Origin of the sequence: Serratia sp. 2723 (assembly GCF_050434425.1) — a bacterium.
Classification (GTDB): Bacteria; Pseudomonadota; Gammaproteobacteria; order Enterobacterales; family Enterobacteriaceae; genus Chania.
In genome coordinates, this window is record NZ_JBNDIN010000014.1 from 50899 (window position 1) to 62448 (window position 11550).

The 11550-nt window shown below is 55.5% G+C and carries 12 protein-coding genes; 11 read left to right on the forward strand and 1 reads right to left on the reverse strand.

The annotated features are described in order from the left end of the window. The first annotated feature begins 40 nt into the window (after positions 1 to 40). The 10 genes from ABIE29_RS19005 (at position 41) to ABIE29_RS19050 (ending at position 9307) form a co-directional block, all read left to right on the forward strand. Positions 41 to 778 carry a heme ABC transporter permease gene (locus tag ABIE29_RS19005; RefSeq protein ID WP_024485095.1) on the forward strand — a complete coding sequence of 246 codons (738 nt, stop codon included), beginning with the start codon at positions 41 to 43 and terminating at the stop codon, positions 776 to 778. Beyond that, positions 775 to 1026 (forward strand): heme exporter protein CcmD, encoded by a 252-nt coding sequence (gene ccmD / locus ABIE29_RS19010; RefSeq protein ID WP_429620278.1) that lies wholly within the window; start codon positions 775 to 777, stop codon positions 1024 to 1026. Before ABIE29_RS19005 ends, ccmD begins: the two co-directional genes overlap by 4 nt. Continuing rightward, positions 1023 to 1517: a cytochrome c maturation protein CcmE gene (gene ccmE / locus ABIE29_RS19015; RefSeq protein WP_429620280.1), complete on the forward strand. Its 495-nt coding sequence runs from the start codon at positions 1023 to 1025 to the stop codon at positions 1515 to 1517. The genes ccmD and ccmE overlap by 4 nt, the downstream gene beginning before the upstream one ends. Continuing rightward, entirely contained in the window at positions 1514 to 3484 is a 1971-nt protein-coding gene (locus tag ABIE29_RS19020; RefSeq protein ID WP_429620282.1) for a heme lyase CcmF/NrfE family subunit, read from the forward strand. The genes ccmE and ABIE29_RS19020 overlap by 4 nt, the downstream gene beginning before the upstream one ends. Beyond that, positions 3481 to 4032 (forward strand): DsbE family thiol:disulfide interchange protein, encoded by a 552-nt coding sequence (locus ABIE29_RS19025; RefSeq protein ID WP_429620284.1) that lies wholly within the window; start codon positions 3481 to 3483, stop codon positions 4030 to 4032. Before ABIE29_RS19020 ends, ABIE29_RS19025 begins: the two co-directional genes overlap by 4 nt. After that, positions 4029 to 4496 carry a cytochrome c-type biogenesis protein gene (locus ABIE29_RS19030; RefSeq protein WP_429620286.1) on the forward strand — a complete coding sequence of 156 codons (468 nt, stop codon included), beginning with the start codon at positions 4029 to 4031 and terminating at the stop codon, positions 4494 to 4496. Before ABIE29_RS19025 ends, ABIE29_RS19030 begins: the two co-directional genes overlap by 4 nt. Then, positions 4496 to 5716, forward strand: a complete 1221-nt coding sequence (ccmI, locus tag ABIE29_RS19035; protein ID WP_429620288.1) for a c-type cytochrome biogenesis protein CcmI — start codon at positions 4496 to 4498, stop codon at positions 5714 to 5716. Before ABIE29_RS19030 ends, ccmI begins: the two co-directional genes overlap by 1 nt. A 34-nt stretch (positions 5717 to 5750) precedes the next feature. Beyond that, positions 5751 to 6512, forward strand: coding sequence for a phospholipid-binding lipoprotein MlaA (gene mlaA, locus ABIE29_RS19040; protein WP_429620290.1), 762 nt, complete (start codon positions 5751 to 5753; stop codon positions 6510 to 6512). A 328-nt stretch (positions 6513 to 6840) separates the two neighbouring features. Continuing rightward, entirely contained in the window at positions 6841 to 7467 is a 627-nt protein-coding gene (locus tag ABIE29_RS19045; protein ID WP_429620436.1) for an OB-fold-containig protein, read from the forward strand. A 52-nt stretch (positions 7468 to 7519) separates the two neighbouring features. Beyond that, on the forward strand, positions 7520 to 9307 hold the full coding sequence (locus tag ABIE29_RS19050) for a flotillin family protein (RefSeq protein ID WP_429620292.1): 1788 nt from the start codon (positions 7520 to 7522) through the stop codon (positions 9305 to 9307). A gap of 82 nt (positions 9308 to 9389) precedes the next feature. Here ABIE29_RS19050 and fadL read toward each other — a convergent pair whose 3' ends face one another. Beyond that, positions 9390 to 10667 carry a long-chain fatty acid transporter FadL gene (gene fadL, locus ABIE29_RS19055; protein WP_429620294.1) on the reverse strand — a complete coding sequence of 426 codons (1278 nt, stop codon included), beginning with the start codon at positions 10665 to 10667 and terminating at the stop codon, positions 9390 to 9392. 407 nt (positions 10668 to 11074) lie between these two features. Here fadL and ABIE29_RS19060 point away from each other — a divergent pair, with 407 nt between their 5' ends. After that, positions 11075 to 11371 (forward strand): YfcZ/YiiS family protein, encoded by a 297-nt coding sequence (locus tag ABIE29_RS19060; protein ID WP_021806065.1) that lies wholly within the window; start codon positions 11075 to 11077, stop codon positions 11369 to 11371. The last annotated feature ends 179 nt before the right edge of the window (positions 11372 to 11550 follow it).

Consider the following 11550-nt stretch of genomic DNA (forward strand, 5'->3'; position numbering starts at 1 on the left):
GCGGCTACCGAATGATTTCTTACCGTGAGCAATGACGACAATGTGGAAATGGTTACATCAATTTGCCAGGCCGGAACGGCTGTACCATGTCTGTGGCCGCTTTGTCCCCTGGTTGGGGATAGCGGGTGCCATCTGTCTGCTGGTCGGCTGGGTGTGGGGCTTTGGTTTCGCACCTAAAGATTATCAACAGGGTGACAGCTTCCGTATTATGTACATTCATGTTCCGGCGGCCATCTGGTCGATGGGCATTTATGGTTCGATGGCGATAGCGGCGTTTATCGGCCTGGTCTGGCAAATGAAAATGTCCGACACCGTGGTAGCGGCAATGGCTCCGGTCGGCGCGGTGTTCACCTTTATTGCGTTGGTCACCGGCTCTGCCTGGGGTAAACCGATGTGGGGCACCTGGTGGGTGTGGGACGCACGCCTAACCTCGGAGCTGGTATTGCTGTTCCTTTATATGGGCATCATCGCGCTGTATAACGCTTTCGACGATCGCCGCCTGGCCGGGCGAGCCGCCGGTATTCTGGTGCTGGTGGGGGTGATCAACATTCCGATTATTCACTTCTCGGTCGAATGGTGGAATACCCTCCACCAGGGCTCAACCAATATGCAGCAGAGCATTGCGCCAAGTATGCGTTACCCGCTGCGTTGGGCAATCTTCGGTTATCTATTGTTCTTTATTACGCTGACCTTGATGCGCCTGCGCAACCTGATCCTATTCCAGGAACGTCAGCGCCCTTGGGTCGCCGAATTGGTTAACAAGGAGCGTCAGTCATGAATGCTGCATTCAGTTCCTGGCAGGCGTTCTTCGCCATGGGCGGTTACGCGTTTTACGTTTGGTTGGCCGTGGCTGTAACCCTGCTTTCCCTGCTGGGGCTGCTGGTCCACACCCTGTGGCAGCGCAAGCAGCTACTGGCCGAAGTCAGACGTCAAGCGTCACGTGAACGGCGTATCCGTCAGTCACAGCAGTCAAAGCAATCCGCGGCCACACCGCAGTCTGAAATTTTGCGGGAGAAATCACATTGAACCCACGTCGTAAAAGCCGCCTCTATCTGGTCATTGTCGTACTGATTGGCGTCGCGCTTACCGCCACGCTGATGCTGTATGCCTTGCGCTCCAATATCGACCTGTTTTATACCCCGAGCGAGATCCTGCAAGGCAAGGGGGAAAAGCATGAAAAGCCGGAGGTAGGCCAGCGCCTGCGTATCGGTGGCATGGTGATGCCTGGCTCGGTCAAGCGCGATCAGCAAAGCCTGCAGGTAAGCTTCAAGGTGTATGACGCCCACGGGGCCATCGAAGTGACCTACAACGGGATTCTGCCGGATCTGTTCCGTGAGGGGCAGGGGGTAGTGGCACAGGGCGTGCTGGGGGATGGTAATGTGGTCAATGCGCGCGAGGTGTTGGCCAAACACGATGAAAAATATACGCCACCAGAAGTCGCGGATGCCATGAAAGAGAATCATAAAAGCCCGGCTGCTACCTATAGCAATTCGCCGGACGGGGGCAACAAGTCATGATGCCGGAACTTGGGGGTTTTCTGCTGTGCCTGGCGTTGGCGATTTCGTTGCTGCTGAGCATTTATCCGCAATGGGGAGCGGCGCGCCAGGATACGCGCATGATGGCGGTAGCCCGCCCGTTAACCTATGGCATGTTTGCCGCTATCGCCCTGGCATTTGCCTGCCTGGTGTACGCGTTTATTACCAATGACTTTACGGTCTCCTATGTGGCAGCCAACTCCAATACCAAGCTACCGGTATATTACCGCATTGCGGCGACGTGGGGAGCGCACGAAGGTTCCCTGCTGCTGTGGGTGCTGCTGCTGAGCTGCTGGTCACTGGCGGTTGCCCTATGCAGCCGTGCTATGCCGCAGGATGCCGTGGCTCGTGTGTTGTCGGTGATGGGGATGATCACTGCCGGGTTCTTGCTGTTCATCATTATGACCTCCAACCCGTTTACCCGCACCTTGCCGAGTTTCCCGATCGACGGGGGCGATCTTAACCCGCTGTTGCAGGATATCGGGCTGATCTTCCACCCGCCGTTGCTGTATATGGGCTACGTGGGTTTCTCGGTGGCCTTTGCCTTCGCCATTGCTTCACTGATGGCCGGTCGGCTCGACACTGCCTGGGCTCGTTGGTCGCGTCCTTGGACCACGGCGGCCTGGGTCTTCCTGACCATGGGCATAGTGCTAGGCTCGGCGTGGGCTTACTATGAGCTGGGCTGGGGCGGCTGGTGGTTCTGGGATCCGGTAGAAAATGCCTCCTTTATGCCTTGGCTGGCCGGAACGGCCTTGATGCACTCGCTGGCGGTCACCGAAAAACGCGGGACCTTCAAAGCCTGGACGGTGCTGCTGGCGATCACGGCCTTCTCCTTGTGTCTGTTGGGTACCTTCCTGGTGCGTTCCGGCGTGTTGGTTTCCGTCCACTCCTTTGCCTCCGATCCGGCGCGCGGGATGTTTATCCTCGCCTATCTGGTGATCGTGATTGGCGGCTCGCTGTTGCTGTATGCCGTGAAGGGCGGGCAGGTGCGTAGCCGGGTGCAGCATGAAACCTTCTCGCGGGAAACCTTCCTGCTGGGCAACAACGTCTTGCTGATCGCCGCCATGCTGGTGGTGTTGCTGGGGACCTTGTTGCCGTTGGTGCATAAACAGTTGGGGCTGGGCAGTATTTCCATCGGCGAGCCTTTCTTCAACACCATGTTTACCTGGCTGATGGCACCGCTGGCGTTGCTGCTGGGCATCGGGCCGTTGGTGCGCTGGCGTCGTGACGAACCCACCAAACTCTGGCGTCGCCTGGGCGTGGCGCTGGTGATCACGCTGGTGCTGTCAATCCTGTTGCCTTGGCTGCTGCAAGACAGCATCGTCGGCATGACGGTGGTCGGGCTGATTATGGCCATCTGGGTGATCCTGCTGACCCTGATGGAGTTGCACGAGCGAGCCACCCATCGTCACGGCTTCTGGCAGGGGCTCAAGCACCTTTCCCGTAGCCATTGGGGCATGGTGTTAGGCCATCTGGGCGTGGCGGTCACGGTGATCGGGATCGCCTTCAGCCAAAACTACAGCGTTGAGCGTGATGTCCGCATGAAAGCCGGTGATAGCGTGGAAATTCACGACTATCGCTTTGTTTTCCGCGACGTTCACGATATCCGTGGTTCAAACTATACCGGCGGCGTCGGGATTATCGATGTCACCCGCAACGGTAAGGCAGAAGCCACCTTGCATGCGGAAAAACGCTATTACAGCGTGGCGCGCAGCATGATGACGGAAGCCGCCATCGACGGTGGCCTGACGCGCGATTTGTACGCCGCGTTGGGTGAAGAGCTGGACGATGGCTCCTGGGCTGTGCGGCTTTACTACAAACCTTTTGTCCGCTGGATCTGGTTCGGTGGGGTGTTTATGGCGATCGGTGGCGTATTGTGTATTCTCGATCCGCGCTATCGCATGAGCAAAAAACTCAAACGTGCAGCCAAACAAGGGGAGCAGGCATGAACCGCAAACTGTTATTTATTCCGTTAATCCTGTTCCTGCTGTTAGTGGTGGCATTGTTGGTGCAACTGACGCGTAATGCCGGCGGGGAGGATCCCACCATGCTGGAGTCTGCGCTGATCGGTAAACCGGTGCCGACCTTCAAGCTGGAATCCCTGGAGCATCCGGGTAAAACCTTCGATCAGGCGGTGCTGCGTACTGGCAAACCGATATTGCTGAACGTGTGGGCAACCTGGTGCCCCACCTGTCGGGCAGAGCATGAGTATCTCAATACTCTGGCGGCCAAGGGCATCCGTGTCGTGGGCCTAAACTATAAAGACGATCGCCAGAAGGCGGTGGTGTGGCTCAATCAGTTGGGTAACCCTTATGCGCTGAGCCTGTACGACGGCGACGGTATGTTGGGGCTGGATCTTGGCGTGTATGGCGCACCAGAGACCTTCCTGATCGACGGTGAAGGCATTATCCGCTACCGCCACGCCGGGGACATGAACGAGCGTGTCTGGCAGCAGGAAGTGTTACCGCTGTATCGTCAATATGGGGGCGACGCATGAGGCTGATAACCTTACTGCTGGTGGCATTGCTAAGCTGGAGTGCTGCTGCGGCCATCGATACCTACAAATTCAATTCGGTGGAGCAGGAACAGCAATACCGCGAGTTGACCGAACAGCTGCGCTGCCCTAAATGCCAGAACAACAGCATCGCCGATTCCAACGCCATCATCGCGGCGGATATGCGCACCAAGGTATATGAGCTGATGATGCAGGGGCAAGACAAGCAGCAGGTCATCGACTATATGGTGGCGCGCTACGGCAATTTTGTGACCTATGAACCCCCGGTGACGCCAGCAACCTTGATCTTGTGGGTCGGGCCGCTGCTGTTTGTGCTGATTGGCGGGGCGGTGGTGATACTGCGTACCCGTCAACGTCGGGCGGGCGCAGTCAACGAGGAATTCTCCGAGCAGGAGCAGCAGCGTCTGGCGGCGTTGTTGAAAGAGACTGACAGGAAGAAACCCTAATGGCTTTTTGGCTGATAATTATAGTGCTGTTGGTCGGTGCGAGCGCGTTGCTGGTCGTGCCCGTTATGCGCCAAGGCAAAGAAAGTACGGCGGCCAGCCGCGATACGCTCAACAAGGCGTTCTACCAGGATCGCCTTGACGAGCTGGCACAAGATGAAGATCAAGGGGTGGTTGCGGAACGCCCTGAACTGGTCAAAGAACTGCAACAGAACCTGCTGAACGATATCCCTGGGCAACCGGATGAGCAGCCTCAGCCTGCACGGCCCATCAATCGTTGGGCTTTGGTGCCTGGCGTGATGGTGCTGGTGGTAGTGTCGGTTGGCTTTTATCTGAAAACCGGCGGTTTGGCTCAGGTTATGGCCTGGCATCAGGTAGAATCCCAGATGCCGGAGCTGCGTGCGCGGGTGGCCAATGAACGTGCCCAACCGCTGAGCATGGAAGAGATCGCCCGTCTTGGCTTGGGCCTACGCACCTCGTTGCAGGACGATGACAGGAACCTGAACGACTGGATGATGCTTGGCCGTGTCGGGATGGCGTTGAATAATGCCACCACCGCTACCCAGGCTTTTGCTCATGCTTACAGCCTGGATCCGAGTAATATGGAAGTGCGCCTGGGCTATGCTGAGGTGCTGACGCGTTCTGGCGATCCGGAAGACAACAAGCAGGCGACAGCAATGTTGCGTACCATGGTGGCAGAAGATCACACCAACGTGCGCGTACTAAGCCTGCTGGCGTTCAACTCCTTTGAGCAGGGCGATTACCAGCAGGCGATCGGTGCCTGGCAGGTGATGTTGAAACTGTTGCCAGCCGACGACCAGCGTGTAGCAGTGATAAAGCGCAGTATTGAGCAAGCAAAAGTTCAGGTGGGCGCAGAAACTGTTAAACTCTCCGTCAATGTCACGCTGTCGCCAGAGGCGGCAAAAGCATTACCACAACAAGGAACGCTGATCGTTTCGGTTACCGATGGGACCAACCCGGTGCCGGTAGCGGTGAAGCAATTGCCACTTAGTCGTTTCCCGCTATCATTCACATTGGATGACAGCAACGCCATGATGCCTGAGCGTCTGCTTTCGGCTCAGCAGAAGGTGAAGGTGCATGTCAGGCTGTCACAGGATGGTCTGGCAACGCCACGGGCGGGCGACTGGTTTGGCGATAGTACGCTGCAAGCCTTTAGCGGCAAGGAACAGGTCAGCGTTCAGATAGATAAACAGGTTCCCTGATAAAAAGAATCCAAGGGTTTTCATGGAGAAACATATGAATTTTCGCCTGACTGGGCTGGCAATCGCCACGGTGTTATTGGTAGGCTGTGCCAGCTCGCCTGGTGACGATCCGCAAGGGCGTTCCGACCCTCTTGAAGGGTTTAACCGGGCGATGTTTAACTTCAACTATAACGTGATGGATCCCTACGTGCTGCGCCCGGTCGCGGTGGCATGGCGCGATTACGTCCCGATGCCTGCGCGTAATGGCTTGAGCAACTTCACTTCCAACCTGGAAGAGCCAGCCAGCATGGTGAACGAATTTCTGCGTGGCAACCCTTATCAGGGTATGAAGCACTTCAACCGTTTCTTCCTCAACACCCTGTTGGGGATGGGCGGGTTGATCGACGTGGCCGGTATGGCCAACCCGAAGCTGGCGCGTGAAGAACCACGCCGCTTCGGTGGTACCTTGGGGAGCTACGGCGTAGGTTATGGCCCGTATGTCCACTTACCGGTCTACGGCAGCTTCACTATCCGTGAAGATGGTGGTGACTGGGCAGATAGCGTTTATCCGGTGCTGAGCTATCTCACTTTTTGGATGTCGGCGGGTAAATGGGTAGTGGAAGGGGTCGAAACCCGTGCTCAACTGCTCGATTCCGATGGATTGCTGCGCAACTCTTCCGATCCTTATGCGATGATGCGTGACGCCTACTTCCAACGCCATGATTTCCTGGCGCAGGGCGGGGTGCTCAAGCCGCAGGAAAACCCGAATGCCAAGGCGATCCAGGGCGATCTGGACGAGATCGACTCCGCCAACTAAGGATGAGGTTTTTTCAACCTATCCCGAAGTGAATACCGTTTGAAGAAGGATCCCGGAAGTCTAGGGATCCTTTTTTTATGCAAATGATAATCATTTTTACCAAGGATTTTCTGGGATGCCGGGACAGTAAATGCTAAAATCTGCGCCAGGCGACTGCCGCTGGTGACATGGAAGGCAGAGCCCGTGGCTTGGGAACCGGCTTGTGTGGAACAAGGATCGTTTATAGCGGATTGCAGCACGTCACCTTTTACCGCGTTTTGTACCCTCTTTCCTGCCGGTTTTCTGCTGTCGCGATATTTTCGCTGTGATGCGCACGGAGAACGCCAATATGGACCTACTTTCTTCAGGCAATGCCCCTTTCTTGATCGCTCTGCTCCTGCTGTTGTTTATCGGCGTGCTGGAAACGCTGGCGGTGTTTCTCGGTGCTTCCCTTTCCAGCCATTTCGACGCGGCTATAGACTCCCATCCGGATATTACCCTGGGTGAGAACGTTTTCGCCCATGCTCTGAGCTGGCTGCATATCGGGCGCTTGCCGCTGCTGGTCATCATCGTGCTGTTTCTCGGCGGTTTTTCACTGAGTGGCCTGGTACTGCAATGGTTGGCAGTCGGTGAGCTACCGGTGTGGCTGGCAGTGATCGTCGCCCTTATCGTCGCCGTATTCAGCGTGCGCTGGTGTGGCCGCGGCATTGCTCGCTACTTGCCACGTGACGAAAGCAGCGCCGTTTCCACAGACAGCTTTGTCGGCCGCATGGCAATTATGACCGGTGCCACGGCCACGGCGGGCACCCCGGCAGAAGCCAGGTTGACTGACGAGCATGGGCGTACCCATTACATTTTGATCGAGCCGGATGAGGAGGACGTCGCCTTTGTGCGTGGAGCCAAGGTGCTGGTGACGGCCCGCATTTCCGGGTCCCGCTTCAGCGGCACTGCCAACCCTTGGCCGGACCTGCTGTGAACAAGGTGTTTAACGGAATTATTCTGATAATGCTTATGGAGAGGTAACCCTAGTGATAATTAGTGATGGTCTTACGTTTTGGGGGTCGATTGCGGGTGGCATCTTTGTTGTCCTGCTGATTATCGGACTGATTTTTTCACGACTGTATCGCCGCGCTTCGGCGGAACAGTCGCTGGTACGTACCGGTCTGGGCGGGCTCAAGGTGGTGCTGAGCGGTGGTGCCATCTCCCTGCCGGTGTTTCATGAGATTGTTGAAATCAACATGAAGACCCTGAAGCTGGAAGTCAGCCGTGCCATGCACGACAGCCTGATCACCAAGGACAGAATGCGCGTGGACGTGGTGGTGGCATTTTTCGTCCGAGTGCAACCGACCATTGAAGGGATCTCCACCGCAGCGCAGACCTTGGGCCAGCGTACGCTGTCACCGGAAGATCTGCGCCAACTGGTGGAAGACAAGTTTGTCGATGCCTTACGTTCCACCGCAGCGCAGATGACCATGCAAGACCTGCAAGATACGCGCGAAAATTTCGTGCAGGGTGTGCAGAGCACGGTATCTGAGGATCTGGCGAAAAACGGTCTGGAACTGGAAAGCGTATCGCTGACCAACTTTAACCAGACCTCGAAAGAGTATTTCGATCCTAACAACGCCTTTGATGCTGAAGGTCTGACCAAGCTGACGCAGGAAACCGAACGCCGTCGCCGCGAACGTAACGAAGTAGAGCAGGATGTGGAGGTCGCGGTACGCGAAAAAAACCGCGATGCCATGGCGCGCAAGCTGGAGATCGAGCAGCAGGAAGCCTTCATGTCGCTTGAGCAGGAGCAGCAGGTCAAAACCCGCAGCGCCGAGCAAAGCTCACGGATCGCCACCTTCGAAGCAGAACGCCGCCGCGAGGCCGAACAGAGCCGCATTTCCGCCGATCGCCAGATCCAGGAGTCGGAAATCGAGCGCGAGCAGGCGGTACGTACCCGTAAGGTAGAGGCGGACCGTGAAATCCGCGTCAAAGAGATTGAGCAGAGCAAAGTCACCGAAATGGCCGCCATCGAGCAGAAAAAAGTGACGGAAATCGCCGAACAGGATAAGGCCATCGCCATTGCTGCCAAGTCTGAGCAGCAGTCCCAGGCCCAGGCGCGTGCCAATGACGCGTTGACCGAAGCGGTGAAAGCGGAGCAAAACGTGGAAACCACGCGCCAAACCGCCGAAGCCGATCGTGCCAAACAGGTCGCCCTGATCGAAGCCCGTCAAGGGGCGGAAACCGAAGCGATGCAACTGACGCTGAAAGCCCGTGCGGAGAAAGAGGCCGCTGAACTGCAGGCCGCTGCCATCATCGAACTGGCCGAAGCCGCGCGTAAGAAAGGCTTGGCAGAGGCGGAAACCCAGCGTGCCTTGAACGAAGCGGTCAACATGCTTTCCAGCGATCAGACCAGCCTGAAGTTCAAACTGGCGCTGTTGCAAGCACTGCCAGCGATCATTGAGAAGTCCGTTGAGCCGATGAAGGCCATCGACGGCATCAAGATCCTGCAGGTTGATGGGTTGAACCGTTCTGGCGGTGCCGCAGGTGCTACGGCGGCTTCGGTCGGTGGTGGCAACCTGGCCGAGCAGGCGATGTCTGCCGCTCTCGCCTATCGCACGCACGCCCCGGTTATCGACTCCCTGCTACAGGAAATCGGTATCAGCGGCGGTTCATTGCAGGCGTTGACCGCGGCTTTACCGCAGGCACAGCCCGAAGCCCCAGCGGTTCAGCCTGAAGCTCCACGGGTGCAGGAAGAAATAGCGGAACAAAAAGTGGAGTCCTGTATACCGTCCGATGAGCACAGCATTACGACAGTAAGCTTGTCCTGAGTTACGGCTGGTCAGGGGATTAACAGAAAAACAAACGGCGGGATAATCCCGCCGTTTTTACGTCTCTGTTTAGGAAGACAGATTAGAAACGGTAGTTGAAGCCAGCACCGTACAACCAGGCTTTACCTTCGGAGCGGAAGGTGTATGGGCCTTCATTAATCGTCACTCGTTGACCATGCATATACGAAATACCGACGTCAACGGAGGCATCTTTGTTGAAGGCGTAGCTCGCCCCGGCGCTCAACCATGTACGGTCCTGATCCGGGATCGAGATGGAACGATTTTGTGCCGGTACCGGGCTGTCATCGAAGGCGATACCGCCACGGAAGGTCCAGTTATCGTCGTAGAAGTAAGTGGTACCTAACGCGATACGGTAAGCATCACGGAAGCCTTCATGCTTCTGGAACAGCTCTTGACCATTGTTGCCCGTCGCTCTCAACTCCTGGAACTGGCTCCAACTGGTATAAGTCATGCTGTAGTGGACAGCCCACTGAGGCGCCACTTTGTTATACCCTGAGATTTCCCACATTTCTGGCAAGTTGAGATCCAGAGAGCCTGGGATCGTGTTGCCGTTAGTACCCCATGGTAAACCTGTAATGGGCTGCATTGGGTTCAGGGCCGAAGGCAGTTGGCTGCTATAATCGCCATCGAACTTGATTTTCACTTTTGAGCGATAAGTAAAACCGTAGCGGTTGTTCTCATCCACTTCGTACAGAATACCGGCATTCCAGCCGTAGCCCCACTCGTTTCCATCCAGCTTGGAAATTTGTGTATCGGCTGGAAGCCCCAAGCGTTTACCACTTTCACCGGCATAACGCTCAAGTTTGGCATCAGCGTTGACCGCGTCAAAACCTAAACCGAAGCTGAAATGTTTATTCAAACGGTAAGCAGCGCTGAGGTTCAGGTTAATGGTGGTGAGGTCGGTTTTCCCGGCGTAAGGGCCAGCGGTGTAGCTGTCATTAAATTCGGTAGCCAGGCCATAGTTGCTGGTTACGGAGCCACCGATAGCCCACTGTTCGTTCAGTGGTTGGATATAGTGCAGATCCGGTACCCAGGCGGTTGGCGCGATATTCTTCGCGTCCAGGCTCTGGCCTGAAGGGGAGGTGCCTGAGATGTCTACATCAGGATCGATAAATACCACACCTGTGGAGAACGAGGGGCGGTCAAACATCATCATGGTCGCCGGGTTACGACTTGCCGAGGCTGCGGTATCCGCCACTGCGCCTTCGCCAGAATAGGCTCGCCCTAAACCAACTGCCGAAAACTCGTTCAGCTGGAATCCTGCGGCATACACGTTCGAAGAAATAATTGCCACTGCAGCTGCGAGAGCTGATTTAGTGAATAGGTTTTTCTGGCTCATGACCAAAACCTCATTTTATGTGTTTATTATTTAAACAATGTTACACAAAGTAACATGGAGCGCGCGATTGTAGGGTCCGTTATCAATCTGACAAATCAGACCAGTGGCTGAATTATAGGTCCGACCTGTTAAGATGTTGCAACTTTGTTTTTGAATTATTTCCAAGTTGATATCAGAAAAGAGATCTACGTAACAAAAAATGACCGGTACATAACAAAACTCTTATATTTTTTTACCGCAGGGCGATTTAGTTATGTGATTTCCGTCACTTAAAATGCTTACAAAAAGTAAGGCTAGTGATTGGCAAGCCCGAGGAGTAAAATAAGCACAGAATTTTGTTTATTTGCGCCAGATCATAAATGGCTATTTGGGCGAGCTTAACCGCGGCCCGTGAGGAGATTTCAACTATGTCAGATGCAATCAATAAATGTAACGCTCAGGAAACTGCGGCCTGCTGCTGTGTCGATGTCGGAACCGTGATGGATAACACCGATTGCACCGCTTCCTACAGCCGAGTGTTTGCCAATCAGCAAGATGCAGAGCAAACCCTGGCAGCACTGACTGAAAAGGCGCGCGGCGTGGAGTCCGATCCTTGTGACATCAGCAGTAGCATTAAACCGGTTGACGGCGGCGTGCAACTGGATGTGGATTTCACCTTCTCCTGCCAGGCAGAAACCATGATCTTCCAGCTCGGCCTGCGTTAATCCTGACCCGATCCCGTAGGGGCGTAATATGCGCCCCTGCTGGTATCCGCACCGCTTTACCCCCTACCAGAAAGTTGCTCCCGCTCTCAGTTTTCACTTCTGCCGGTTTGCCAAATGTAAACATTTAGTTAACAATGATCTCATCAGGTCAGACCTCTTTTTGTCCGTTGTGTTGACGG